The sequence below is a fragment of the Novosphingobium sp. CF614 genome (assembly GCF_900113255.1).
In the GTDB taxonomy this organism is placed as follows: domain Bacteria; phylum Pseudomonadota; class Alphaproteobacteria; order Sphingomonadales; family Sphingomonadaceae; genus Novosphingobium.
On record NZ_FOOR01000031.1, the window covers coordinates 1 to 25602 of the forward strand.

The 25602-nt window shown below is 59.5% G+C and carries 21 protein-coding genes and 3 pseudogenes; 17 read left to right on the forward strand and 7 right to left on the reverse strand.

The window, feature by feature from the left end; all coding sequences use genetic code 11:
- Positions 1-175: 175 nt before the first annotated feature.
- From BM052_RS20480 to BM052_RS20340, 3 genes and pseudogenes are all read left to right on the forward strand, one after another.
- Positions 176-259 (forward strand): annotated as a pseudogene (locus BM052_RS20480) (integrase); the annotation flags it as partial.
- A gap of 19 nt (positions 260-278) precedes the next feature.
- A complete protein-coding gene (locus BM052_RS17945; protein WP_369821555.1) occupies positions 279-989 on the forward strand; it encodes a tyrosine-type recombinase/integrase in 711 nt (236 codons plus the stop codon).
- Between the two features lie 9 nt (positions 990-998).
- Positions 999-2146 (forward strand): annotated as a pseudogene (locus tag BM052_RS20340) (IS91 family transposase).
- Positions 2147-2580: 434 nt separating this feature from the next.
- Here BM052_RS20340 and BM052_RS17955 read toward each other — a convergent pair.
- Both BM052_RS17955 and BM052_RS17960 read right to left on the reverse strand, forming a co-directional pair.
- Positions 2581-3336 carry an SDR family NAD(P)-dependent oxidoreductase gene (locus BM052_RS17955; RefSeq protein WP_091149126.1) on the reverse strand — a complete coding sequence of 252 codons (756 nt, stop codon included), beginning with the start codon at positions 3334-3336 and terminating at the stop codon, positions 2581-2583.
- A 45-nt stretch (positions 3337-3381) separates the two neighbouring features.
- Positions 3382-4332 carry an SDR family NAD(P)-dependent oxidoreductase gene (locus BM052_RS17960; RefSeq protein WP_091149127.1) on the reverse strand — a complete coding sequence of 317 codons (951 nt, stop codon included), beginning with the start codon at positions 4330-4332 and terminating at the stop codon, positions 3382-3384.
- A 156-nt stretch (positions 4333-4488) separates the two neighbouring features.
- Between BM052_RS17960 and BM052_RS17965 the strand changes: the two genes are divergently transcribed.
- From BM052_RS17965 to BM052_RS17975, 3 genes are all read left to right on the forward strand, one after another.
- On the forward strand, positions 4489-5109 hold the full coding sequence (locus BM052_RS17965) for a TetR family transcriptional regulator (protein WP_091149129.1): 621 nt from the start codon (positions 4489-4491) through the stop codon (positions 5107-5109).
- Positions 5110-5508: 399 nt separating this feature from the next.
- Complete coding sequence (locus BM052_RS17970; protein ID WP_218151579.1) at positions 5509-7095, forward strand: GMC family oxidoreductase; 1587 nt, start codon at positions 5509-5511, stop codon at positions 7093-7095.
- Between the two features lie 27 nt (positions 7096-7122).
- Positions 7123-7698 (forward strand): nuclear transport factor 2 family protein, encoded by a 576-nt coding sequence (locus tag BM052_RS17975; protein ID WP_091149132.1) that lies wholly within the window; start codon positions 7123-7125, stop codon positions 7696-7698.
- 170 nt (positions 7699-7868) lie between these two features.
- Here the strand turns inward: BM052_RS17975 and BM052_RS17980 are convergent, their stop codons facing one another.
- Both BM052_RS17980 and BM052_RS17985 read right to left on the reverse strand, forming a co-directional pair.
- Positions 7869-8648, reverse strand: coding sequence for an SDR family NAD(P)-dependent oxidoreductase (locus BM052_RS17980; RefSeq protein ID WP_091149134.1), 780 nt, complete (start codon positions 8646-8648; stop codon positions 7869-7871).
- Positions 8649-8891: 243 nt separating this feature from the next.
- Positions 8892-9503, reverse strand: a complete 612-nt coding sequence (locus BM052_RS17985) for a TetR/AcrR family transcriptional regulator (RefSeq protein WP_177198553.1) — start codon at positions 9501-9503, stop codon at positions 8892-8894.
- Between the two features lie 152 nt (positions 9504-9655).
- On the opposite strand from BM052_RS17985, the gene BM052_RS17990 reads away from it, so the two are divergent.
- The gene (locus tag BM052_RS17990) at positions 9656-10576 is read left to right on the forward strand and encodes an SDR family NAD(P)-dependent oxidoreductase (protein WP_091149136.1); all 921 of its coding nucleotides are present in this window, start codon (positions 9656-9658) and stop codon (positions 10574-10576) included.
- A 168-nt stretch (positions 10577-10744) separates the two neighbouring features.
- On the opposite strand, the gene BM052_RS17995 is transcribed toward BM052_RS17990, so the two are convergent.
- Both BM052_RS17995 and BM052_RS18000 read right to left on the reverse strand, forming a co-directional pair.
- The gene (locus tag BM052_RS17995; protein ID WP_255406250.1) at positions 10745-11824 is read right to left on the reverse strand and encodes an alpha/beta hydrolase; all 1080 of its coding nucleotides are present in this window, start codon (positions 11822-11824) and stop codon (positions 10745-10747) included.
- Positions 11825-11965: 141 nt separating this feature from the next.
- Positions 11966-14380: a TonB-dependent receptor gene (locus tag BM052_RS18000; protein WP_091149138.1), complete on the reverse strand. Its 2415-nt coding sequence runs from the start codon at positions 14378-14380 to the stop codon at positions 11966-11968.
- Positions 14381-14768: 388 nt separating this feature from the next.
- Between BM052_RS18000 and BM052_RS20035 the strand changes: the two genes are divergently transcribed.
- Both BM052_RS20035 and BM052_RS18005 read left to right on the forward strand, forming a co-directional pair.
- Positions 14769-14918: a hypothetical protein gene (locus BM052_RS20035; RefSeq protein ID WP_177198554.1), complete on the forward strand. Its 150-nt coding sequence runs from the start codon at positions 14769-14771 to the stop codon at positions 14916-14918.
- Positions 14919-15063: 145 nt separating this feature from the next.
- A complete protein-coding gene (locus tag BM052_RS18005; protein WP_177198555.1) occupies positions 15064-15492 on the forward strand; it encodes an SRPBCC family protein in 429 nt (142 codons plus the stop codon).
- A 417-nt stretch (positions 15493-15909) separates the two neighbouring features.
- On the opposite strand, the gene BM052_RS18010 is transcribed toward BM052_RS18005, so the two are convergent.
- Positions 15910-16896: an LLM class flavin-dependent oxidoreductase gene (locus tag BM052_RS18010; protein WP_091149141.1), complete on the reverse strand. Its 987-nt coding sequence runs from the start codon at positions 16894-16896 to the stop codon at positions 15910-15912.
- Between the two features lie 208 nt (positions 16897-17104).
- On the opposite strand from BM052_RS18010, the gene BM052_RS18015 reads away from it, so the two are divergent.
- From BM052_RS18015 to BM052_RS18045, 8 genes and pseudogenes are all read left to right on the forward strand, one after another.
- A complete protein-coding gene (locus BM052_RS18015; RefSeq protein WP_091149143.1) occupies positions 17105-18325 on the forward strand; it encodes a cytochrome P450 in 1221 nt (406 codons plus the stop codon).
- Between the two features lie 13 nt (positions 18326-18338).
- Positions 18339-19283 carry a TauD/TfdA dioxygenase family protein gene (locus BM052_RS18020; RefSeq protein ID WP_143084893.1) on the forward strand — a complete coding sequence of 315 codons (945 nt, stop codon included), beginning with the start codon at positions 18339-18341 and terminating at the stop codon, positions 19281-19283.
- A 127-nt stretch (positions 19284-19410) separates the two neighbouring features.
- Positions 19411-19971 carry a sulfotransferase gene (locus tag BM052_RS19685; RefSeq protein WP_143084894.1) on the forward strand — a complete coding sequence of 187 codons (561 nt, stop codon included), beginning with the start codon at positions 19411-19413 and terminating at the stop codon, positions 19969-19971.
- 180 nt (positions 19972-20151) lie between these two features.
- Positions 20152-20903 (forward strand): IS5 family transposase gene (locus BM052_RS18025; protein ID WP_091149147.1). Its coding sequence is split into 2 segments (ribosomal slippage): positions 20152-20482 and positions 20482-20903, totalling 753 coding nucleotides; the frame shifts between segments, so codons are not numbered across the junction.
- Between the two features lie 239 nt (positions 20904-21142).
- The gene (locus BM052_RS18030; protein WP_091149148.1) at positions 21143-23470 is read left to right on the forward strand and encodes a TonB-dependent receptor; all 2328 of its coding nucleotides are present in this window, start codon (positions 21143-21145) and stop codon (positions 23468-23470) included.
- A 39-nt stretch (positions 23471-23509) separates the two neighbouring features.
- Positions 23510-24379 (forward strand): alpha/beta fold hydrolase, encoded by an 870-nt coding sequence (locus BM052_RS18035; protein WP_218151580.1) that lies wholly within the window; start codon positions 23510-23512, stop codon positions 24377-24379.
- A 39-nt stretch (positions 24380-24418) separates the two neighbouring features.
- Positions 24419-25189: an SDR family NAD(P)-dependent oxidoreductase gene (locus tag BM052_RS18040; RefSeq protein ID WP_091149151.1), complete on the forward strand. Its 771-nt coding sequence runs from the start codon at positions 24419-24421 to the stop codon at positions 25187-25189.
- Positions 25190-25294: 105 nt separating this feature from the next.
- Positions 25295-25602 (forward strand): annotated as a pseudogene (locus BM052_RS18045) (IS701 family transposase); the annotation flags it as partial.

Sequence of the window (25602 nt, forward strand, 5' to 3'; positions counted from 1 at the left end):
GGCAGGGGAACATCCGACGGACGTTTTGTGGCCGGCATCGCCGACGCCCGCAGTAAGAACGGATCAGCCCCGGACGCATACTCGGAACTGCGGTACCCAATCCGCGCATCAGAGCTTGATCACCGACGGTCTAACGATCCCACCTCTGCTGCGTCGCCGTATGATCGACGACATGATGCTGCGCAACCTGTCGCCGGCGACACAGCGATCGTACTTGCACGCCGTCACCAAGTTCAGCCGCCATTTCGGGCGCTCGCCAGATCGGCTCGGGCTCGAGGATGTCCGAGCTTTTCAGGTCTATCTCGTGTCACAGGGGGATATCTTGGCCGTCGCTCAACCAGATCGTTTGCGCACTGCGCTTTTTCTACGGCGTGACGCTGAACCGCCACGAGATACCCGAGCGGATTGTCTATGCACGGATGCCTCGCAAGTTGCCGGCGATCTTGAGCGCTGACGAGGTGGTGCGCTTTCTCGAAGCGGTGCCGTCGTTGAAGGCGCGGACGGCGTTGACCACAGCCTATGCCGCTGGCCTGCGCGTATCGGAGGTCGTGAGCCTGAAGGTCGGCGATATCGACAGCGACCGGATGCTGCTCCAGGTCCGGCATGGCAAAGGCGCCAAGGATCGCACGGTGATGCTGTCGGCTCAGTTGCTCGATATCCGGCGCACCTACGGGCGCCTGACGCGGCCGTCGGACTGGCTGTTTCCAGGCCGAAGCGAAGGGCCGATCAACGTAACCGTGCTGCATGCGGCGTGCCGGTCCGCCGCCAAGGGGGCAGGCTTGACCAAGAAGGTCAGCGTGCACACGTTGCGGCACAGCTTTCCCACCCACCTTCTGGAGAGCGGCGTTGATATCCGCATCATCCAGGTTTTGCTGGGGCATAACAGCCTGTCGACGACGGCGCGCTACACGCAGGTTGCCACGACCACGATCGCTGCGGCGCAGAGCCCGCTCGACCGGTTGACCCTCGAGGTGGTGCCGCCCGCCTGACGCGCCGCCGTGCGCTCCGAGTTGGAGGTGGCGGATATCTTCCGCCGCCACGGCAATGTCTATGCCCAGGCTCACGACGGCCATCTCGGCTGGGTGGAACGCCGCGTCATGTCCGCGATCGAGTTGTGCCGGACGGCGGCACTGGGCGGGCATGTCGAGACGTGCGACGACTGCGCGCACTCGCGCATCGCCTACAACTCCTGCCGCAATCGGCATTGTCCCAAGTGCCAAGGTGCCGCCCGCGACAAGTGGCTTGCCGATCGCGAAGCCGACCTTCTGCCCGTTCCCTATTTCCATGTCGTGTTCACCGTGCCCGGCGAGGTGGCCGCGATCGCTTATCAGAACAAGCGGCAGCTCTATGGCATTCTCTTCGAAGCCGTCGCCGCGACGCTCAAGACCATTGCCGCCGACCCGAGGCACCGTCGGGCGGCGAACTCGGCTTCATCGGTATCCTGCACACCTGGGGGCATACGCTGACCCATCATCCCCATATCCATTGCCTCGTTCCCGGCGGTGTACTCGCTGCCGACGGTTCGCGCTGGATATCTTGCAAGCCCGGCTTCTTCCTGCCGGTCCATGTCCTCTCCAAGCTGTTCCGCCGGCTCTTCATCGAACGGTTGCAGGCCGCCCATGCCGCTGGCCAGTTGCACCTCTTCGGCGACCTGGCGCCACTCCACGATGACGGGCGCTTTGCCGAAGCGATCCGGGCGCTGCGCAAAAAGCGCTGGATCACCTATGCCAAGCCACCGTTCGGCTCGCCCGCGCATGTGCTGGCCTACCTCGGTCGCTATACGCACCGCGTTGCCATCTCCAACAGCAGACTGGTGCGTGCCGACGATGCCGGCGTGACCTTCCGCTGGAAGGATTATCGCAAAGGCAACGCGTCTCGCGACATGACCTTGCAGCCTCACGAGTTCATCCGCAGGTTCCTGCTGCACTGTCTACCGGACGGATTTCACCGCATCCGGCATTACGGGTTCCTCGCCAATGGCATCCGCCGTGCCAGGCTCGCACAGATCCGGCACCTGATTGCCGAAATGCCAAGCGAACCGCCGACACCTGCCAAGTCTCGACCTCAGCGCATTCCCTTTGATCCCAGCATTTGCCCATGTTGTGGCGGTACTGTGCGGATTACCGCAACTTTGGCCCGAGGGTGACGATGGCCGGATACGTCATGAGCTCGCTGGACGACCATGATCAGCCACTTTGGCATCGCAGCCACGCTGATCGATGCAACGATGGCGCGCGTCTACGGCATCGTTTCGCACGCCACCCACCCTCCTCGTGTCTGTCGCAAGGATCCCAGCGGACCGTTCCAACCCATAATCCACGCCGGAACATTGCCAGCTGCGGCGCTGCGGGGCACCATGTGGACCAATCCGCCGACGTCCCCGGACCCATGCGGGTACCGCAAAATCCATAGCGAAGCGCGCGCGTCAGCGGGCTCGTTCAATCCGGCTTCAATGAGGTCGCGCTCAGCGCCAGAACCCCCGCGTTCCGCCGCGCGACCTCACAGAACCCTCCAGATTCTCCTCGCTCCAAGCTCCTGATACGAGCCCAATTCCTCTGATTCCTGTGACCCGCGCTGGCGTCAACGTGCCATGAAGCCGCCATCGACAACGATGGGCTGGCCAGTGATAAACGACGACTCATCCGATGCGAGAAAGGCCGCAACCGTGCCGATTTCGTGTGGTTCGCCCCAGCGCCCCATCGGCACCCTCAGGTTATCGTTGATGTGCGATAATCCGCCGTCCTCCTTGTCGTGAATCATGGGGGTCATTTCCGTCTTGAAATAGCCAGGGCAGATCACGTTCACGCGAATATTTTTCTTCGCATAGGCCAGGGCCAACGTGCGGGTCAGCCCGACCACCCCATGCTTGGCGCAGGCATAACCCGTTGTCATGACGTCCGTCGCCACGCTGCCGGTCACTCCTGCGATGGACGCAATGTTGATGACGGAGCCACCGCCGCGCTTTTCCATCTCGGCAATTGCATATTTGCAGGCGTAATAGCTGCTCTTGAGGAACAGATCGATCGCCTGATGCCAACCGGCATCGCCTGCCGAGCGGCCTCCGCCGATGCTGTTCACCAGAATGTCGAGCCCGCCGAATTGCGCCACGGTTGCATTCACAGACGCACTGACAGCAGCATCGTCGGTGCCGTCGGTGAGGATAAAGCTGGCGGTTCCCCCGGCTGCGCTGATCGCGGCCAGCGCAGCTTCGGCAGCGGGCTGGTTGATGTCAGCGATCATCACGCTGGCCCCCTCGGCCGCGCAGGCCTCCGCACAGGCCCGGCCAAGACCGGCTGATCCGCCGATAACCAACGCACTTTTGCCTGAAAGTTTCATAGCGCCTCCATAGACATCATTGGAATTCGAGCGACTAAACTCGCGTCACTGCATCTGGGAGAGATCGATGCCGCGCTGGCGGCAGACCGCGATTGTCTCGTCGACGGACGATTCCGGCACGAAAAAGCCATCGGTGCTGTCAAGCTGTGCGATCCGTGCAGCCATATCCTCGGCACTGGGTGTGCTGCCCGCTTCTGAAAGCCAGCCTTCGCCGTAGCCGCTGAACACCCGCGAGTAGCGGCCGGCGCAGGCGGCGATGGCCCGGTGGTTCAGGGCGCAATCGCGACTGGCTAGAAAGACGACGAGCGGCGTTATGAGTTCGGGCCGGATCGCATCGTAGAAGGCCTGTCGGCCTGGCGGAACCGGACCGCCGGATTCCTGATCTGTCACCATGCGGGAGAAGCCGACTGGCAGCACCACATTAGACCGGATACCGTGCGCTGCGCCCTCCAGCGCAATCACATTCGACAGTCCGAGCAAACCAGCCTTGGCGGTTGCATAGCTTGCGGCCCCCATCTGGCCGAATGCACCAAATGTCGAAGATATGAACACAAAGCGCCCATAATCTTGCTTTTTCATCTGGCGAAATGCCGGCTGGCTGACATGGAAGCTGCCGTCGAGATGGACGTTGAGCGTCTTGTGCCACTCGTCGGGCGCCACCTGATCGAAGGGGGTGAATGCAATGATCCCGGCATTGTTAATCACGATATCAACCCGGCCGAACCGTTCGAGCGCCGCATCGACAATCGCCTGTCCGCCTTCCGGGGTGCCGACGCTGTCGCCCGATGCCGCCGCGATACCACCTTCGGCCCTGATCTCCGCCACGACCAGATCCGCGACCGAAGCGTCGGCACCGTCGCCCCGGCTGGAACCGCCAAGGTCATTCACCAAAACGCTGGCACCACGACGGGCGAGATCCATGGCGTAAAGTCGGCCCAGGCCCCTTCCGCCGCCAGTCACGATGGCGACTTGCCCATCGAATCGCAATTCCGTCATATCACTTCCTCTCACATTGACAGGCCACATCGACAGCAGCTCTTGATCGCCCAACACAGCGCCCCGATGGCAAAGCCTGCATCAGCGACGGGAGCTGATCGATCTCCATTTGACAGTTGACTAACATATGTCAGTTATATACCTATTGGCATTGTCATGTCGTTGCAAGTCACCTTTCATCAACCTGCACCGGAATCCATTCCGGACATGCGGTCCCGCAAGAAAGCGCGGACGCGCATTGCCATTCAGGATGCCGCGCTCGATCTGTTTGCGCAGCAGGGTTACGAGGCGACTTCGGTCGATCAGATCGCGCAGCGGGCGGATGTCTCTCCTTCCACCTTCTTTCGCTACTTTGGCACGAAGGCGGATATCATTCTCAACGATCAAGATTCGCAGCTGTCGCAACTGTGCGCCGCTGTCCGGGGCCAACCGAGTGAAATCCGGGACCTTGAGGCGGTGCGCCTGGCGCTGCAAGCAGCCTGGGTGCCGAATGTCGATCCCGTGCGAACGATCAGGACCGGACGTGCCGTGGGCCAATCGCCGTTCCTGTGCGGCGTGGCCTACAATATCGGCCGTCGCTGGATGGACGCCGTTGCTGACGCTCTGTTCGAACGGCGCGGAGATCCCGAAGCGAGGGAAGAATGCCTGCTGATCGCCCGTACTGCGCTGGGTGTGTTTGGCGGTGCCACCGAACAGTGGGCTTTCAGCGAGGCCAAGGAAGACTTCAACACTCTGGTTGACCAGGGATTTGAAATGCTTGAGCGCATGTGCCACTGAACGGAAACAAATAAAAAGCGAATTCCAGGAGAACGGACCAAATGCCCCTCACCAATGAATTCGATTTCGATCCTGCTGCTCTCAGAAAAAAGTACGACGAGGAGCGCGACAGGCGCCTCAAGTTACGCCCAGAGGGCTTGGCCCTCTCATTTTCCCGTTCAGGATAGCATAGCGCTTGCAAGCTTGTTCGGAACAGGGCGGAACACCTTCAGTCGCTGGCCATGCCGCCAACCATTCCATCAGATCCGGCTTTCGCCCTCATTTCGTGCAACCATTGCTTGGCGCATCACTTGCTGCGACCTACAGTGGCATGCCGCGTTGGTAACCAAAACCGATAAAATTCGGGCGGTTGGCGAGTCCGGAAGAAAATCCGCCCCGAGCGGTTCATGGGAGGGGTCAGTGGAGTTTGACTACATTGTCGTGGGAGCTGGCTCAGCCGGCTGCGCTCTGGCCTATCGACTGTCCTGCGATCCCGGAATCAGCGTCCTGCTGCTAGAGGCTGGCCCCCGCGATTCAAGCCCATGGATTAAGATTCCCAAGGGGTTCGGCCTGATCATAGGCCGCAAGCATCTGACCTGGAACTTCCCGGTCCATTCGCGCGATCCGTTGATCCGCGATGAAGTCTGGCAGCGCGGCAATGTGCTCGGCGGTTCGAGTTCCATTAACGGCATGATGTACAACCGCGGCAACCAGGCCGATTTCGATCATCTCGCCGAGCTGGGCAATCCCGAATGGGGCTGGGCGCAGATGGTCTCGGCCTACAGGGCCATGGAGGACAATGCCCTTGGCGAGACGGCAACGCGCGGCGCGGGCGGCCCGCTGCACGTTTCGCAGTTTCGCGATGCCGATCCGATCAGCATGCGGGTGATCGAAGCGGGGGGAAATATCGGCCTCGATATCGTGGACGATTGCAACGAGAGCGACGAAGCCCGCATCGGCTATTCGATGGCCACGGTGAAGAACGGCGTGCGCGTCAGCGCGGCGAGTGCCTTCATCCACCCGTTCAGCAATCGTCCCAACCTGACGATCGCAACCGGTTCGCTTGCCGTGCGCCTTGTGTGCAAGGGAGAGCGGGTCTGCGGTGTTACGGTCCACCGCAACGGCACCCTGGTCGACCTTGCGGCGCGGCGCGAGGTTCTGCTCAGCCTGGGCTGCATGGGAACGCCCAAGCTGCTCCAGCTATCCGGCATTGGCCCGGCTGACGTGCTGCGCAGGGCAGGCGTCGATGTCGTCGTCGATTCGCCCAATGTCGGCGCAAACCTTCGCGAACACCGCTCGCCGATGTTCCAGTTCCGGCTGAACAGGCAAGCTGGCTACAACCGTTTTCTAAGTTCCAAGCCGCGCCAGTTGCTGGCGGGGATGCGTTATCTCGTCGATCGGCGGGGGGTTATGTCGCAGCCTGGCTTCGATGTCGTAGCCTTCCTCAAGACGCGGCCCGATCTGCCCCGCCCCGATGTGCAGCTCCTGATAGCGCCTTATTCGAGCGGCCCCACCGGCATCGAGCGGGAGCCGGGAATGCAGGCGCTTGGCATCGTCCTGCGCCCTGAGAGCCAGGGCCGCCTCGGCATCACTTCGGCCGATCCCCATGCCGACCTGGACATTGACCCGAACTTTCTCACCGCCGCCTACGACCGCCAGGCGATCGCCGGACTCTTCCGCGTCACCGACGAGTTGTTTTCGGCCAGCCCGATTGCGGAGTACATCGATCACGAAAGGCTCCTCGCCGGCGAGCCGGAAGGCAAGGACGACGAAAGCCTTGCCGAACATGTCCGCACCAGGGGCTTTTCCAATTTCCATGGCGTCGGCACGGCGGCCATGGGGCCGGGCGACGACGCGGTGATCGATTCACGATTGCAGGTGCGCGGTGTCGAGGGGCTGCGCGTGGTGGACAGTTCCGCCTTTCCGGTCATGGTGTCCTGCGGAACCAATGCGCCGGCCATGGCGCTTGGCTGGCGCGCGGGCGACCTGATCCTTTCCGAACTTTGAATTCGCGCCAGCAGGGAGAAATCGATCATGGAAGCCATCAACCTCGATCTCGAGCTGTTCGCCAAGTCTGCAAGGGCCAAGGCTGCGACACTGGAGAGCGCGCGCCAGCGCCGGATGATCGACGTCTACATCGAGCATACGGCGGCGGAAGTCGGCGGCGACATAGACCGCCTCATGGCGACCATGAGCCCCGATCCGCGCTTTCACATCTGGTCGGATGGCATCGACATCGGCCCCAAGGGCAGGGACGGCATCCGGGACATGTATCTGCACATGTTCGCCACGCAGAGCAATTATTTCGAAATCGACATCCGGCGCCTTGTCATTGATGACCACTGCATGGTGAAGGAATACGTGCAGACCACCCTGCTGCCAGGGACCAATTTCATGAACGGGCCGCGGGGCGAAATGCTGCGGGCGCGAGGCGAAACGGCCGATCCTGCTGCCCACTATCTGACACAGGGACGCGTTCTCATCCTGATCCCGTTCGACGCGGAGTGCCGGATGAAAGGCGAGGACGGCTATACCGGCGGCCGCTCGACCGTGCGCAAGGTCTCGGAAGAGGAACTGCCCGAGGCCTATTGTGCACGGTTTTTGACTTGATTCTGTTTCTGACGAAGGTCGGCGGCATGCTCACTTCGGCAGTGACCGGATTTCCTTGGCGTATTTGCTGCTCAGAAGGGTCGCGATGGCACTCCTGATCCTCGTGCCGATGGGGGCAGATCGGTAGCCGAAAGAGTCATGTCGTCCGTCTCCATCGCACGGCGTCGCGATCAGCCCATCAATTGGGTGACGCCGGCATCGACAGGCAACAGCACGCCGGTGATGTAGCTGCCGTCCGGCCCCACCAGGAACGCAACGGCCTTTGCGATGTCCCAAGCCGTCCCTTCGATTTGCAAGGCGGTGCGCAGGGCGAGTTGCTTGTTGAGTTTCTCTACGTCCAGACCAGTCTTCGCCATGACCCCGGCGCGCATCGGCGTGTTGATCATGCCGGGCGCGACGCAGTTAACGCGAATGCCCTGGGGGCCGTAGACGGCTGCGATGTCGGTCATCAGCCCATGCATCCCGGCCTTGGATGCGGCGTAGGCCGCCGCGCCCCGGCCGCCGGCGTTGCCCCGTAATGCCGCGATCGAGGTGACGAAGATGACCGAGCCCCGGCCGCGCTTGATCATCTCCGGGATTGCCGCCTTCGACAGCATGAACGGCGCCGTGAGATTCACCGCCACCATCTGCTGATAGAGTTCCGGGGTCGTGTCGAGCAGGCTCACCGAAGCCGACATCGCCGCGTTGTTGATCAGGATGTCGACGCCGCCATAGGCCTTCACCGTCTCGTCTACGATGCGCTGGCATTCCGGGATCTGGGCAAGATCGGCGGTGACGATTGTTGCCTCGCCACCTTCGGACTGGATCGCGTCCAGCGTCTCCTGAGCCCGTTCCTGGAACTTGTCGACCAGGACGACCTTGGCACCGCGCCGGGCCAATAGGATGGAGATGGCCTTGCCGGTGCCGACACCGGGGCCGCTTGACCCCGCGCCAGTAACAATGGCGACCATTCCGTGGAGTGTCAAATTTGCTTCAGTCAAGTCTCTCTCCAACAAGCAATGGATGCTATCGGGCTGCCGATGCGCTGGTCCACAGTTGTCCTCATACTGCCGGTCAAGTGTAAGTCAATTTCCTTAATTTGCATCAATGAGCGTCGCGACTTTGGGATTTTGGCCAGAAAAAAGGGAGCAAGGCCAGAGTTGGTCGCATTATGACCTGCCGCGGCTCGCTTCAACCCTCGCGAAGATCCTTGACTACGCTATGGGCTCGGTTCCGAAGGGAATGGCGAACGCCGCGGCGCCAACTCGAATAGCGTCGAAATAAAGCTGACTGGCCCTAAGGGTGCCATCGCCTCGTTGCTCGTCGCCAATTCGCAGTGCGTTCGCCACAAGCGCAAAGACCATACTGATGCGACGCCGGAAGTGCTCGTCAGTGGTTGGCGGAACCAACCGGCTCATCCGTTCGACGATCGCTTCGGTCACCAGGAAATCATCGCGAATGTCAGTGCGGGTCCACGCCCATCTGGAATTGAGCGCTGCGAGGAAATGACTGTAGCTATGCCTGCCACTGGCGTTCGTCTGCTCCAGGAGCGGGCGATAGAGCGCGTCGAGCAGTCGGGCAAGATCCTTGCCCGCGCCCGCCGCGTCCAGGTCTTCAAGTAGCTCGGCCCTGCGCGCTTCCATGGCCGGCATGCGATGTCGATAGATGGCCTCGACCAGAGCCGCCCTGTCGCTGAAATAATAGGCCACCACGTTCTTGTTGGAGGACCCGGCAGCCTCCTGGAGCTCGCGCATGGTCACTCCGTCGACGCCCGAGCGAGCGAACAATGTTTCGGCAGCCTCGATCAGAGCAATGCGTGTGGCCACTCGTCCCGGATCGCCTCGCTGTTGGATGTTTCTGCTAGCCATACCCCACCATATTAGCGCAAATTCTACTGCCGCACCCCCACAAGTGCAAATTAAGGAAATTGACTTAGATCTTGCTGCCAGTATCAGGAAGTAGGGCGAAGGAGCAAGGTATGACGAAATTACGGTTTGACGGGAAGGTCGCCATTGTCACCGGCGCAGGTAGAGGCGTCGGACGCGTCCACGCCCTTACCTTGGCTTCGCGGGGCGCCAAGGTTGTCGTCGCCGACCGAGGGGTGGCGGTGGACGGCAGTGGTGGCTCGGCAGGCCCCGCTGACGAGGTCGTGGCACAGATCAAGGCCGCGGGAGGCCAGGCCATTGCCAGTTACGGATCCGTTGCCAGCGAGGCTGACTGCGCGGCGGTGGTGAAGCTGGCGGTCGACACCTTCGGGCGCTTCGACATCTTGATCAACAATGCCGGCATCAGCGAGCCTGAGTTCTTCGAGGACCAGACTCCCGAACAATTCCGCCGCATGGTCGAGGTGCACTACCTGGGTACCGTCTACATGACCCAGGCGGCGTGGCCGCATCTGGTGAAGTCGGGCCGCGGGCGGCTGGTCAATACTTGCTCGGAAGGCTCTGCAGGTGTTTTTCCGAAGAACACGCCCTATGGCGGGGCCAAAGGCGGGGTGCTGGGCTTCACCCTGACGCTGGCCACCGAGAGCCTCAAGAACGGGGTCCACGTCAACGGCTTTTCACCGCGCAACACCACCCGCATGTCGACTGCCGAGGTGATGGCCACCGTCAGCGGCCGCCCTGCAGAGGTGTTCGAACCCTACATCAACAAGCTGACCCCCGAGTTGGCCTCGCCGGCGGCGGTGTGGCTGGCCCACGACTCTTGTGCCTACAACGGAGTGATCCTGGCGGCCGGTGGCGGCCAGGTGCTTCGTATGGCGATCATGGAGAACGAGGGCTTTGTCAGCGACGACATGACCCTTGAAGCGATCGCCGATCACGCCGAGCAGATCCTAGACATGAGCAAGGCCGTGCATTTCGGGATCGGCGGCCAGGCCAAGGCCGGCGTAAGCCAATAGACTTACGCCCACGGGTGGGGATAATACGCCCACGGGTGGGGATAAATTGACCAGGACGCATTGCAGAGCGTCCCCAATCGCCGCCGCCCGGGACCTCGATAATGAGATCAGGGCAGATTTGCGGCATCACACCATACTTACCTCACCGAGCGCAGAAGCAACATCCCGTCACCCTTTTGTGAAGTGGTCCAGGATGAACTGCGCTTGCTCTTCCAGAATTTCGCGGTCTTCCGGAGCGGCACCAAAGAAGCCGACATGGCCCATGGCCTCCCAGATGCTCAAATCTGCGGGCACGCCAGCGCGCCTGAGCGCGCGGTGCATGAGCACGGTGTTGGAAAGGAACAGGTCCCTTGTCCCCGCTGAAAGCATGGTTGGCGGGAAGCCCTTGGTGAAGTCGCCAAACAAGGGGGAAAGATAGGGATCCTTCAGGTCATTACCATCCGCATAAAGCGCAATGGATTTGGTCAGGCGCTTCAATACGGGATCAATACCGAGGTTGGTTTCGAAACTGTCACCCGATTCCGTCAGATCGGCTTCAGGAGAGTGAAGGACGCAGGCGGCTGGCAGCGGCAGCCCAAGATCGCGGGCCTTCAACAGGCATGATGCCGCCAATCCCCCGCCAGCGGAAGGGCCATAGATGGCAACGTTCAAGACGGCAAACTTGCTGATGATAAAGCGGTAGCCTTCCAGCACATCATTCAGGGCGGCGGGGTAAGGCGATTGCGGCGGCATCCGGTAATCGATCGAGAAAGTTCTGAGACCCGAAATCCTTGCAAGCTCATATGCGAAATAGGCAGCGCTCATACCGCCCCCCAGTATGAACGCTCCACCATGAACATAGAGCAGGGCGTTATTGCCACGCTCTGCCGACAAGGTCGCAGGCACGATTTCGTAAAGCGTCGCTGATGACAGCCGGTGCTCAATCAGTTCGGTGGGCTGGCTGGCTGCCATCTGGCTGGCGAGCATCTGGGAGAACGCTGCGTTTCCCTCATCAATGAACTTTTCCCAACCCGCGCTGTCTTCTGGATCAGGCTCCAGCGCCGCAGCACCGGGACTTGGCCATGCCAGTACAGCCTGCGCCTCCACACTGATGGTGGTGGGAATGGGAATGCGTCTGGCAGGCAGACTAATCCCCGGTGCACCGGGAGTATCCACTGCCGACGTGCGGCTTTTCTCCATTGCCTTTCCCTGACTGGCGACGGTTCCGCCCACGGCTTCTGGCTCAAGATCACGACCCGTGGCATTCATCAAACAGCCTCTTTCTTCTTAGAGCATCATGCGAAAAAGTCGGAACCAGCCTTGGCTTTAGGCAATACGAAAACAATCGCGCTGACTGTGACGACCCTGGTGGGAGCCGTCACAGTCAGCTGAGCGGGATATTCCCTTAACTTATTGGCCTTCGCCAAACCGCCACATTGCGCGAATGCCGTACATCCTAGGGCGCCCCAGATAGCGGGTATCGAAGCCGAAGCTGTTGAACAGCGGCGTGATAGTCGTTGCCGTGAACTGGTTGGTAATGTTCGAACCGAACAGCGCGACGTCGATGGGCATTCCCAAGACATTCCGCCAATCGAGATTCAAATCGAGTTGGCTGACGGCTGTCGCCTTTATGCTGGAAGTGCCGGATGCCGCAGTCAGATAGGCGGAATTGTAGCGATAGGTTGCCGAAAGCTCGAACCGTCCGATATTTTCCGGAACAGGAAGGGTGAAGACCCCCGTGCCATTCACACCCCATTTGGGGGTGAATGGCAGCGGGTCACCAGCTTGCGCTGACGGCAGAATAACGTCGAATCCCGGTATGCTTGCCGGCACGTCAAACGTTATCAGCTTGCTGTTCACATAGTTTACAGAGCCGTCAACGCGGAAAAGCGGCGAGAAACGAACCGATCCATCGACGTCAAATCCGTAAACCCTGGATTTGCCAGCATTGTAGATGGCTGTTGCGGTATTTCCGGTCGTTGTACTGAGTGCGCCAATCAGAAGCTGCTGATCCTTGAGATTGGAATAATATACCGCCGTGTTTAGGTATCCCGAGATATCGCCGCGAAAGGAGAGCTTCGCCCCAGCCTCGAAATTGTCGACTTTTTCCGGGCCAAAAGTGGAAGTGCCGCCGGGAAAAAATGGTGCCGCGGCGCCCTGGCGATAGCCACGCGAATAGCTGCCATAGACCATGAGGTCGTCGGTTGGACTGTAGGTGGCGTTCAGGGTCCAGGTCGGTCGTTTGGTCGATGTCTTCGGGGTCTGCGTGCAATTTGCGAACGCCGCGAAGGTCGCCTGGCAGCCAGCCAATACGGCTGAACCGGGCAGGAAGGGATTGGCGCTGACAAACACATAGCTGAGACCGGTGCCAACCCCGTTCGAGCGGTCATAAGTATAGCGCAGACCGCCGGTGAGCTTGAGCTTATCGGTAACCGCATAAGTCGCTTGGCCATAGGCGGCCATGTTGATGAACTCCAGCGAACCTGTCGCTGACGTCATCGTACCTGCGCCGGTCAGGAGGCCGGGAGGGTAGCAGCGGATGTCCGCGATGGTGTCAAACGGACCGACTGCGCATATGGTGCCAATCGAAGGAAGCTTCGTACCGGATAGCCCCCCGGGCGTGCTGTGCTCGTAATAGAGCCCCGCCTGATATTTGAGGCGACCGTCTGCTCCATTGCCCTGGAACTGAAGCTCCTCCGTAAAATTCTTCTGGTCAGCATTTTTAATACCATCCCCATTGAAAATAAGAGATGTTGAAATATACCCAAAATTGGGTATTTGGAAATTTGTCGAAAAGAGATCTTGCCTCAATATCTGCTGATATGTTGAGTAAGATGCTATATTTTTGATTGTAACATTGTCTGAAGCCTGCAAGGTCGTCGTGTTGATGATCTGCAACTGTTTGGTGAGATTGCGCGGATTGCTGAGATTTTGTTCGACCTGATAGTTTTCGCCGCTGGCATTGAGTCGCGTGACCTGGGGAACAGCAAACGAGCCGAACACCGAGAGGGGATTTGCGCGGAAGAGTTGCGCAATCTGCCCGTTGTTGTCCGAATGCAGGTACGAAACGATCGCGTAGTTCTCAAGATCCGACGACAGATCCAGGACAAGGCTTCCTCGAACGGCGACATAATCAGCATTGTAGAAATCGCTCGGCCCAATCCCGGAGACGTTGTGAACATAGCCGTCGCGCTTGAGACGATCGACGCCGATACGAAGTCTGGCCCAGGATGCCAGCGGGGCGTTCACCACGCCCTGCAACCGCATCATGTTATAATTGCCATAGGAACCTTCGAGGTACCCTTCAAACCGATCAGTCGGCTTGCGCGGCGTCAGCAACACGGCCCCGCCGGTTGTGTTGCGACCAAACAAAGTACCTTGGGGACCTTTCAGAACCTGGACATTTTGCAAGTCGAACAGCGAGCCTGGCCCGGCTCCTTCACCCTGGACGCTCGTTCCGCCGCTTCGAGGTGACACGACATCTGCGAAATAGGTGCCTACCGATGCCGAAGTCTGCAACTCTTGCGAGAAACCGCGGATGGAAAAGGTGGCATTCTCCGCCGAGTAGCGTGACTGGACATTGAGACCGGGAACTACCTTCGCAAGGTCCTCACCCGAAGTCACGTTCGCCTGGGAAATCCGGTCCTGACTCACGACGGCGATTGAGATCGGCACGTCTTGCAGACGCTCCTCAACGCGCCGAGCCGTCACGACTATGGTATCGTCCGATACCGCACCCTCTCTAGTTTGAGCATAGGCGTATCCAGGCGCAAGAATTTGAGCAAAAGAACTCATCAATATGACTATTTTATAGTTCTTGTTCATACTATCTCCCAATATTTTTTTATTATTATAGAAAAATTAAGTATATAAAACTTGGAAAAATACCAATAAATAAGCAACTAATCAATATTAGTTCATATTATTTTTATATATCAATTATAAAAATGTTTATTTTCTAGCATTTCCTGTACCGAATTTATATTACTAAAAGTTCGCAAAGCACGGAAATTTCAAGATCGGGAAATTGTCTCAACTTCGGCATTTTTGAAAAACCTTCATTGTGACAGAACTCTCCTAATCGTATTCCGGGTATCATTTAGGAGTCAACCTCTATTTTTTATATCCACGATTCCACATGTCTGTTTGAGGATCGAAGGGTGCCTTCAGCCCAATCGCAAATAGCGGCGGACGCGGGAGGGACACGGGAGGGATGCTGGCGGTGATGGGCGAGGCGATCCGGACGCCAGTGGGCAACGATGTCGAGGATACCGATGTGCATGGCGCTTGGTCATCGTGCGGATTGGCCACGGCACTGATCTGGCCTGAAATGCAGAAAGGGAGCGGGTTGGCGCGCCAGTGAGGATCACGCATCCGCCGCGCAATCCCAGATCAGTGCCATCATGGCGGAGGCGCGAAACTATCCGCGGCGGTCGCATGTCGGTTTTCTGGCCGACGGTTACCGAATATGTGATGATGCTAGGCAAATGGTACTAAGGAGAGAATTCATGGCTATTGCAAAGAAGCGCGCGGAAGTGACGATCAACCGAACGGCCAGCGATGTATGGGCCCGGATCGGTGACTTTGCTGACCTCAGCTGGTTTCCCGGAATGAAGGTGGAGCTTTGCGATTCCGAAAACCGGATTCGCTCAGTAACGCAGGATGCATGGGGCTTCTGCATCAGGCAGAGATTGATCGAACATGACGATACGCGACGCACATGCAGCTATGAACTTCCCGAACCGCTTGACCTCGAAGCCGTCGCCGGACCTGGCAAGATCGTCCATGTTCTCAACGGACACCTCACGGTCACGCCGAAAGGAGAGTCGCAATCTGACGTTACCTGGGATCTGGAGACCGAGGATTTTCTTATCGGCGGTTCCCACGCCCAGCATCAGAACGTGCTCGATACATTGAAGGTCGAAATGGAAGGTTGAGGGTCTCGTTCGCAACGGCTCGATTAAACGATTTGCGCCAAAGCAGATATGGTGGAATGATCCGCTGCCGCCTGAAAACGAGCTACATTTCAGTGGCTCCGCAAAGCCCGCAAATGCATGTCAGACTTGCCCAAATCGGCTGTTGAGCGGCGATGTTGATGCGCAATTTTGCGATGGAATGCAGGTATAGCATCCGTTCGAACGCTATTTATCCCGGCGTGATCTTGACCGAAAGTATGGGCGTGGCTGGGCTGCGAATCGCAGCCCAGCCACGCAACGATCAATCCGCTTGGCGGCCTGGCGCGGCCGAAAATGCCGGCGAACTTGCCGCTTTCCTCGCTTCGGACAGCGAATTTCATCAATGGCGTGCTCAGTTTCGCGCGATGGCGGCCGGGCTTTGTCGCTTGCCTGAGGCGCTTAACCGCAGAGGCTCATCCCGGCTATCAGTTCGAGCGAGCGGATGCGCGCAGCAGGATCGAAAAAGTTGCCGGCAATCATGATTTCGTCCGCACCGGTCGCGGCAATGAAGGCGCACAAGCGTTCTTGCACAGTTGCAGCCGATCCGACGATCGTATGGTGGTGCATGTGCATGATCGTCGCCTTTTCCTGCGGGGTCCACAAAGCTTCAATATTGTCGACCGGGGGCAGGATCGGTCCCATTCGACCGCGAAAGAAATTCATCATGCCAAGCAACGCCGAGGAGAAATGACGGTGCGCAGCTTCATCAGTGTCTGCGGCGAAGATGTTGATGCAGGGCATGAAGTGAGGCTTTTCCGCCAGACTTGAGGGCCTGAAGCTGGATCGGTAGGTCTCAATCGCTTCGAACAACCCATTGGGAGTTACATGGGCGGCAAAGGCAAACGACATGCCTTTTTCCGCCGCGAGCTTGGCGCTCGATGGGCTCGATCCGAGAAGCCAGATCGGGACGTCAGTTTCCTGGCCCGGTATCGCACGGACCGTCTGATCGGGTGCGGCCTTGCCCAGAAACAGCTGAAGTTCAGCAAGATCGCGGGCGAAATTTTCAGCTCCGCGCGGATCGCGTCGCAGCGCCCGAACCGTCATCTGGTCGGTTCCGGGCGAGCGGCCAAGTCCAAGGTCGATGCGGCCTGGGTAAAGGGCCGCGAGTGTGCCGAACTGTTCGGCGACAACCAGTGGTGCGTGGTTAGGCAGCATCACACCACCTGACCCGATCCGCATGCTTTGCGTTGCCGCGGCCAGATGGCTGATCACCACGGCAGTAGCTGCACTGGCAGTACCCGGCATGTTATGGTGTTCGGAAATCCAATAGCGATGAAAGCCCAGTTTTTCTGCTGCCTGCGCGAGCTCTCGCGTGCGGTTGAGGGCATCGGTTGGCGCGTCGCTCCCGATAATCGGGCAGACGTCCAGGATCGAAAGGGGTGTCATGGTTTTCCAGTCTGCAGGGCGCCTGTAAGATCTCGCAGGGCGATGACAAAGTGCCTGATTGGTGGCGATCACGTGATCTGGTAGTCAGAAAAATTCCAGTAGTCTAGTAATAAGTGGTGGTCCACACACAAAATGCACGCTACACTCTTGTTATGTGCAGATCGCGATTCGGGTGATCCTTGTGCAACGGCGATGAGAGGACAGAACAATGGCGAGTACGGTGCTTGATGGGCTGAAAATGCCTTTTTCCCGCGAAAATGTGCTCGATATTTCGCCAGTCTATGCCGAGCTACGTGTCAAGGCTCCGATCGTTTCGGTCACCACGCCTACTGGCGATCCGGCATGGGTGGTTGTAGCCTATGACGAAGCCAAGACGGTCTTCTCGGATCGCCGCTTTGGTTATTACACGCACCATGATCCCAAGAACGCTGCCCGCATGTCGGAGGCGGCGATGCATTCCCACCCCATGGGGGGGATGGATTTCGAAGATCAGATGGTGCGCATGCGCAAGCTTTTGGCGCCCGGCTTTACGCCGCGGCGGCTGGCACTGCTCAAGGAATGGGTGCAAAGCCTTACTGACAGCTGCCTCGATGCCATGGAGGCCGAGCACGACGCCAATCCGGGTAAGCCGGTTGATTTTCACGAGTATCTCGGTTTCCGCTTGCCTGTCTTGGTGATCACCGCACTGCTGGGTTTCCCGATCAAGGATGGCGATTACATCATCCCGCTGTCACACCGCATGGGCGCGACCAACAATGGTGCCGACGCTCAGGTGGCCGCCGCCGAGCTCACTGAATACATGCGCAAGCTGGTCGAGGTGAAGCGCACGAATCTCGGGCAGGACCTGATTTCCGACTTTATTCGCGCGCAGGAGGAAGACCCCGATTTCTTTGCCTCCCGTTCGCTTGAATCCTTTGCCGCCGGGCTCGTGTTTCCCGGGCATGAGACGACCGCCGTGCGCATGGATTTTGGCGTACTCTATCTGCTCAGCGATCTTTCCCGCCGTAACTGGCTCATGGAAGATCCCGAAGGACGCATCGATCAGGTGGTGGAGGAAGTCATTCGCACCACCTCGGCGCACAATTTCGGCCTGATGCGCTATGCCAACGAGGATATCGAGATTGGCGGTGTTACCATCAAGCGGGGTGATCTGGTGATCATCGCCGAAAGCGCCGCCAACCGCGATCCGGCAGTCTTCGAACGGCCCGAGGAATTCGATCCTGCCCGCAAGAACACCGGCCATCTATCATTCGGCCACGGCAGTCACCGCTGCCTGGGCATGAGCTTGGCGCGCATGGAGCTCAAGTCGGTGTTCCTCTCGTTGTTTAGCCGATTCCCCAATGTGCGCCTGGCGGTAGACCCGTCAGAGCTGCGGATCGATAACACCCGCGTCGGCGGCGGCGTCGATCATGTAATGCTGACCTGGTGAGGCCATTCACTGTTTGACTTTCTGGCCGGCAAGCACGGCAGTTTCGTTTTTACCTTCCGGCATGACTAAGGAGTATGAGATAATGTCCGCGATTATAGCCAAGGACCTGACCCCAGCGTTCGGTTCCGAAGTATCCGGCCTTGAGCCTCAGATCCCGCTCGACGCAGAAACCATCGCCACACTGCGTAGACTCTTCGACGAATGCGGTCTGCTGGTGTTCCGCAACACGCCGGTGGACATCAAGTTCCAGACCTATCTCTCCGAACTGCTGATCGGCAATGACGTGCCTGATCCCGACGCGCTATACATCAACGACAAGTTCATGATTTCCAATCGTGAACCCAAGGGTGCCGCACCCCGCGGCCGGCTGCTATTTCATTCCGACCAGATGTGGTCCGCGAAGGACCGGGTCGATCTGATTTCTCTCTATGGCAAGGATGTCGGTCAGCCGGCGACGCCGACAATCTTCGTCAGTGCAGTCGATGCCTGGGAAACCCTGCCCGAGGATTTGCGCAAGAAGGTCGAGCATCGATCGGCTATCCAGCACTATGATCCTGAAGTCTATCGCAAGCGCGCCGCAGGCGATACCGACGTGCTGGTTTCAACCTATGATACCGGTGAAGACTTCACCACCACGCCGATTGCCTACACGCATCCGCGCACCGGCAAGACGATCCTCTACGTTTGCCAACAGACCACACAGAAGATCGCCGACATGCCCGAGGAAGAAGGCGAGCCGCTGCTGGAAGCCCTGCTCGATCACCTCTATGCCAGTGGCAAGGAGTTTGCCCACAAGTGGCAGGAAGGCGACTTTATCGTCTGGGACAACCTCGCAATGCACCATGCCCGGCCCAACGTGGAGATCGAAGGCCCGGCGCGCACTCTGCGCAAGACCATCGCGCCGTTCCCCAAGTCGGCCATCAAGGGGCCGAAATACGACAGCATCGTTGAGGCTTGAACGGCTCCACGACCGCTCTTCGGCTGGAAGCGCCTGGATGACGGACTTGGCCCAATTGGCCGTGCCCAGCTGAAGCAACTCTTGGAGAAGATATGTCAGAAAGGGCCTGTCCACTGAAAGGTCAGCAATGACTTTGCTTGAAGAAGTCTACGGCAAAGCTTTGAAACCTTGTGGGGATTCATTTTTGGTAGGGGGCCTGTTGGCGCGTGCGGAAGTAGTGACCCGCCTTGGTGACTGGGGCGGGGAGAAGTGGGGGGAGAGCTGTTTCCGTGCCCGTCTCGATGCACTGTGTCGCGGGCTTGAAGCTGAAGCTAAGCTTCACGAAACTGGACGCTCCCGCGCGCATTCACGCCTGCACGTGCTGCTTTGTTCGCGCCTGCTCCAGGTCGATTATCACGGGCGCATGGAGACTGCACCGGCGCTTGTCGCGCCCCTAGTTGGCACCGGCCTGCCGCGCGCCGGGACAACATTCTTGCATGGTTTGCTTGCGAATGACCCGGCCAATCGCGTGGCAACTGCAGCGCAGGCGGCGATACCCATTCCTCTGTCCGGTAAGGGAAACTTCAACGAAATGGAGCGAACTGCGCTGTACGACCTACTTTCCCGGGAAGCACGGGGCGAACCCGTTCCCACTGCTCGTCGCTTAATCCGTGTCGATCCAAGATCGTGCTCCCTTCGCCAGTCTTGAATCCGATCCGCGCGAAAAAGGGAATCTGGAGGGTTCTGTGAGGTCGCGCGGCGCTGAGGGTGGGGCCTGGCGCTGTGCGCGACCTCATTGAAGCCGGATTGAGCTAACCCGCTGACGCGCGCGCGACCTCACAGAACCCTCCAGATTCCTATTTGATCGAAGATGTGATTCACACTTGTGATGGACCGCTTCGTATTGACCGATGCCCAATGGGCAAAGATGGAACCGTATTGTCTGGGTAAGCCGAGTGACCCTGGGCGCAGTGGCAGGAACAATCGCTTGTTTTTGGAGGGCGTGCTTTGGATTGTGCGGACGGGCAGTCCATGGCGCGACTTGCCTGCCATGTTCGGCAACTGGAGCACGGCCTTTCGGCGGTTTCGCGATTGGCGCGAAGCCGATGTTTTCAAGCGGATTTTCGATGCCTTGTCGGAGGAGCCAGACATGGAATACGCTATGGTGGATGCGACCATCGTCAAGGTCCACCGGCACGGCCAAGGTGCAAAAGGGGGACTTCGAGCCAGGCCATTGGCCGCTCCAAAGGCGGCATGACGACCAAGATTCTGGCGCTGACGGACGCCTTGGGCAATCTCGTGCGCTTCGAACTGCTGCCGGGCAACCGCCACGACACTATCGGTGTTGCGCCGCTGATCGAGGGTACCGAGTTTGATGCTCTTCTGGGCGACAAAGCCTTTGACGCCAACTGGATCGTCGATGAACTCGATCAGCGCGGGGCAAAGATTGTCATCTCGCAGCATCCAGGCCGCGCCAAGAAACTCAAGATCGACGCCGAAATGTACAAATGGCGCCATCTCATCGAAAACTTTTTCGGTAAACTCAAAGAGTTCAAGCGCATCGCCATGCGTGCCTGCAAAACTGATCAGAGCTTTGCCGCCATGATCTACCTCGCCGCAGCCGTCATCAATTCACGATGAATCCCCACGGACCCTAGCCCTGCGATTGTGGAAGGCTGCATTCGGCTTTGCGGTGCCGCCTCCCGACCACAGCTGTTTGAAAAATCAAAAATGAAAACGAGTGGTCAATTATTGAATTTGTTTGCCGGCCCTGCCGAGATTGAGATCGCCGCTCCGCCAACGCAGGGTGATAATGCGATCAATCAAGGAACAGGCGCAGCCACGGCAAAGCGACCTGTTCTCCTTTAGGAGGGGATCATATGCTGAGGAAAGCACATCTGATGGTTTCGGCCTGCCTGGCTGTTGGCATGGCGGCGCCGGAATTGGCTTGGGCGAGCGTGGGACAGGCGACCGCCAGCGACCAGGCTGCCGGGCCCAATGCGACACCCAACGCGGTAGCGGACGATGACGCCATGACGATCGTGGTCACCGCGCGTCGCCGGGCCGAGAATATCCAGAATGTGCCCATCTCGATCACCGCGGTTACCGGCGATACGCTCAAGTCGCAGGGCATCCAGGATCTCAAGCAGTTCTCCAGCTTCGTGCCCGGCGTCAGCATCAACAACGGCCGCGCCGACGGCGGCGGCACCACGGCGCAGATATTCATCCGCGGCGTCGGCCAGAACGACTTCCTCATCCCGAACGAACCGGGCGTGGGCCTCTACGTGGACGACGTTTACGTGGCGAGTTCCAGTGGCGCGCTCAACAGCCTGGGCGACATCCAGGCCATCGAAGTGCTGCGCGGGCCGCAGGGCACGCTGTACGGCAAGAACACCATCGGCGGGGCCATCCGCATCACCACGGTCAAGCCCGATCTCGACGTGCTCAGCGGCAACGCGTCCGTGGCTGTCGGATCGTTCAACCGGCTCGACATCACGGCCGGGATGAACATCCCCCTGGGCCAGAATGTCGCGGTCCGGCTTTCGGCCATCAGCCGCAAGGCCGATGATCTGCAGAAGCGGCTTCTCGATCCGTCCGGCAACGGACAGGGCAATATCAATCAGGATGCGGTTCGGGCAGTGCTGCTGTGGAAGCCCGGCAGCACTACCGAAGTGACCCTTTCGGGCGATTACACGCGGATCCGGCAACATGCGCCCTACGGCGGCAATATCGCCTATGTCCCGGGTGGCAGCCCGCTCGTGGATGCCCTGAACAACGAATACTATCCGACGATCAACGCCCAACTTGGCCTTCCCGCAAATTCGCGTTTCGACAGCCGCTGGGCAACCGCGCCGGGGGATCTGTATGCGACCGGGCCAAACGCCGACCACTATGACGTCTGGGGCGTTTCGATGGTCATCAACCAGGAACTTGGCGCCAACACCTCGCTGAAATCGATTACCGCATACCGCAAGGTCACCGGGTTCGCCGGCCGCGACGGCGACAGTTCGCCCTATGCGATCACCGAGACGATCAGCAACGATCACAATTCCCAGTTCTCGCAAGAACTCCAGCTTAACGGGTCGTCGTTCGACAACCGCTTCAAATGGACCACCGGCCTCTACTTCATGCATCAAAAGATGCGGAACAACATCGTCACCAAGCTGTGGGACGGTCTGGTCAACACATCGATCCCCATTGATTTCAACGCCTTGTCTGACAGTCGCCTGTCCGGCAATTCCTATGCTGTCTTCGGGCAGGGCACGTTCGACATCACCAGGAGCCTGCACCTGACCGTGGGCGGCCGCTACAATCGCGAAACGCGGGACTTCACCAACAGGTGGTACTTCCTGGTGCAGCCACGTCAGTTCACGTGCCCCGGGGTCGACGTGACGGGCACGTTTATCTACTGCAAGTCCACCGACGACGTCTTCACCCCTGCCGCCTCGCTGGCTTATGACCTGACGCCCGACGCCATGGTCTATGCGTCCTATTCGGACGGGTTCAAGGTTGGCGGATGGACCCCGCGCCTGTTCAGCCAGCAATCGCTGAAGCGCTATCTGCCCGAACGCCTGAAGGCTTACGAGCTTGGTCTCAAGACAAGCTGGTTCAACCGGCGGCTCACCTTCAACATTGACGTGTTCCAGAGCGATTACAGCAACCTCCAGCTGACCTCGGTGCTGGCGGACAGCAACGGATCTCCTCAGCCGGTGGTCCAGAATGCCGGTGCAGCCCGCATTCGCGGCGTGGAGTCCGAAATGACGTTGCGGCTCGGCGGTACGCATATCCAGGCCGGTCTCAGCTATCTTGACGGGAAGTACCTCCAGCTTGATTCGGGGGTATCGTTCCCGCTCACAGCCAAGCTGCCGGAAACGCCGAGGTTGTCGCTCAATGCTTCCATCGAGCACACGGTCAACCTCGCATCGGGCGGACGGATCCTGCTGCGTGCGGACGGGACATATCGGTCCAAGACCTACAAGGACCCCAATAACGTCGAGGCAATCGCGCAGCGGCCCTATGCCCTGCTCAACGGGCGCATTGCCTACACCCTTCCCGGCGACAAGGTCACTTTCGCTGGCTACGTCACCAACCTGACGGACAAGCGCTACATCGTCAGCGGCCTCGACATTTCCACCACATTCTCGATGTACGAAGCCTACTTCGGGCGGCCGCGGGAATGGGGGGTCGAGGTCTCGGCCCGGTTCTGATCCGGGGCGAACCGCACAGTGCTGGGATGGACGGCTATGATGATCGACGCAAGACGGGCACCCGAACCCATGGCAATCTCCGGCTGGATGACGACGTCCGACGGCGCGCGGGTCCCGTACCGGATCAAGGGCGAGGGCCCGCCCTTGCTCATGATCCATGGCTGGTCCCAGTCAGGGGCAATGTTTCAGCATCAACTGGATACCCTTTCGGACCGGTACAGGGTCATCGTCCCCGATTTGCGCGGCCATGGCCAATCGCCGGCACCGGCCGGCGGACTGAGGATATCGCGGCTTGCTCGCGATATTCACGAGCTGCTCGCGATATTGGGGATCGAGCGGGCGGCCCTGCTCGGCTGGTCGATGGGGGTCTCGGTCATCCTTTCGTTTATCGACCTGTTCGGGACTGACCAGATCGACCGTTTGGTACTGGTCGACCAGCCCAGTTCGCTCATGATCGCCAGCGGAATGCCGGAACAAGAACGCGTGACGAGCGGGGCCTTGTTCGGTTTCGGAGAGCTTGGCGATCTGGCGGCATCCCTGTCCGGCCCTGCCGGGGAAGAGGTGAGGGCAGGTTTCGTCCGCGGGATGGTCAGCCCGGCCATCTCCGACGAACTTCTGGACTGGATATTGAAAGAGAACGCCCGCACCGCGCCGGATCTGGCGGCAAGGTTGCTGGTCAACCATTGCATGCAGGACTGGCGTGACGTGCTGCGGCGGATCGATCGTCCCACGCTGGTGACCGGGGGCGCGGTGAGTCATGTCGATCCCCGTTCGCAGCGGTTCCTTCACGAGCAGATCCCGCAGTCTCGCTATTACGAATTCGGCGCGGACGAAGGTGGCGCACACTTCCCGTTTCTGGAAGCGCCGGACCGGTTCAACGATGTGATCTCCTCGTTCCTGGTCGAGTGAGGCTCTCTCGTTTCATCGGCAACACAGGAAAGCGGTCGCATGCATGAGCGTGAGCCCATCAAGAGCAATCGGTTGGCTGGTGCCGTGGCCGTCGTCTTCGGAGGGGGGAACCCGGGCGGCGGCGTCAATGTAGGGCAGGCTGCGGCCGTTGCATATTCGGCAGCGGGAGCACAGGTGGTTGTGGTCGACGCAATTCTGGCCAATGCCGAGCGTACGGCCCAACTGCTGCCCGGTTGCCGAATCCTGCAGGCGGACATCACGTCCGAGTCCTCGGTCAGCATGGCAATCGGGGACATTGTCGAGCGGCTTGGCCGGATCGACGTCCTGCACAACAATGTCGGTGTGCCCATTGCGGGAGACTTCGAGAGCCTTGGTCAAGCGATCTGGCAACGCGGCTTTGCCCTGAACTGCGTTGGCGCTGCCACCACGATGCGACTGGCCATGCCGCATCTGGTTGCCTCGCAGGGGGCCATAGTCAATGTTTCGAGCATTGCATCGATCCGCCATACGGGCATGAACTATGCGGTGTACAATGCCTCCAAGGCGGCGCTCGACCAACTGACTGTGGCTGTCGCGATCGAATACGCCGGGCGCGGGGTGAGGGCCAATGCCATCCTGCCCGGCCTGATCGACAGCGACATGGGGCGGGGCCTCAGCAACGTCGAGGAGCGCAACAGGCGTTCGCCGTCGGGGCAGCAAGGCGATGTGTGGGACGTGGCGAATGCCGCCGTATTCCTTGCCTCGCCCGAAGCACGCTACATAAACGGGCATCTGCTGGTCGTCGATGGAGGCCTGTCGCGTCGGTGCTGAGTTTGCTACCCAGGCGGCGTGGAATTCGTCCACGCCGCCTAACATTACAGTTGCACATTGAGTGAAACTCTGAATCAATAGGTCTCCATGGTAAGGAGGCCGTGGATGACGGGTGCATCGATCGAAACGACGTTGGAGCTTTGGGCATCGTCGCTGCGCGACGTGAAGGCTCGTATGCGTGGGCTGTTCACGCAGGAGCGAGTTGCCGCGTCGGCGAACCTCTTTCTTGACGGATTGCTGGGTGACGAGCGCCGCAAGACCGGTTGGATGCGAGCTGAGGCGGCCGGTGATCCCGGTCCATGGCGGCAGCAGGCGATTTTAGGCCGTGGCCGGTGGGACGCAGAGGCCTTGCGCGACATCGTGCGGGATTACGTTGTTGAAAACCTCGCCACAAACGATGCGGTCCTGGTCAT

Coding starts and splice junctions, on each gene's coding strand:
- BM052_RS18040 (WP_091149151.1), top strand. CDS start 24,419: ATGCATGAGCGTGAGCCCATCAAGAGCAATCGGTTGGCTGGTGCCGTG.
- BM052_RS19685 (WP_143084894.1), top strand. CDS start 19,411: ATGACTTTGCTTGAAGAAGTCTACGGCAAAGCTTTGAAACCTTGTGGG.
- BM052_RS17995 (WP_255406250.1), bottom strand. CDS start 11,824: ATGAATGCCACGGGTCGTGATCTTGAGCCAGAAGCCGTGGGCGGAACC.
- BM052_RS17960 (WP_091149127.1), bottom strand. CDS start 4,332: ATGACGGAATTGCGATTCGATGGGCAAGTCGCCATCGTGACTGGCGGC.
- BM052_RS18035 (WP_218151580.1), top strand. CDS start 23,510: ATGATCGACGCAAGACGGGCACCCGAACCCATGGCAATCTCCGGCTGG.
- BM052_RS18000 (WP_091149138.1), bottom strand. CDS start 14,380: ATGAACAAGAACTATAAAATAGTCATATTGATGAGTTCTTTTGCTCAA.
- BM052_RS17955 (WP_091149126.1), bottom strand. CDS start 3,336: ATGAAACTTTCAGGCAAAAGTGCGTTGGTTATCGGCGGATCAGCCGGT.
- BM052_RS17965 (WP_091149129.1), top strand. CDS start 4,489: ATGTCGTTGCAAGTCACCTTTCATCAACCTGCACCGGAATCCATTCCG.
- BM052_RS17990 (WP_091149136.1), top strand. CDS start 9,656: ATGACGAAATTACGGTTTGACGGGAAGGTCGCCATTGTCACCGGCGCA.
- BM052_RS17975 (WP_091149132.1), top strand. CDS start 7,123: ATGGAAGCCATCAACCTCGATCTCGAGCTGTTCGCCAAGTCTGCAAGG.
- BM052_RS20035 (WP_177198554.1), top strand. CDS start 14,769: ATGCTGGCGGTGATGGGCGAGGCGATCCGGACGCCAGTGGGCAACGAT.
- BM052_RS18030 (WP_091149148.1), top strand. CDS start 21,143: ATGCTGAGGAAAGCACATCTGATGGTTTCGGCCTGCCTGGCTGTTGGC.
- BM052_RS17980 (WP_091149134.1), bottom strand. CDS start 8,648: ATGGTCGCCATTGTTACTGGCGCGGGGTCAAGCGGCCCCGGTGTCGGC.
- BM052_RS18010 (WP_091149141.1), bottom strand. CDS start 16,896: ATGACACCCCTTTCGATCCTGGACGTCTGCCCGATTATCGGGAGCGAC.
- BM052_RS18005 (WP_177198555.1), top strand. CDS start 15,064: ATGGCTATTGCAAAGAAGCGCGCGGAAGTGACGATCAACCGAACGGCC.
- BM052_RS18015 (WP_091149143.1), top strand. CDS start 17,105: ATGGCGAGTACGGTGCTTGATGGGCTGAAAATGCCTTTTTCCCGCGAA.
- BM052_RS17945 (WP_369821555.1), top strand. CDS start 279: ATGTCCGAGCTTTTCAGGTCTATCTCGTGTCACAGGGGGATATCTTGG.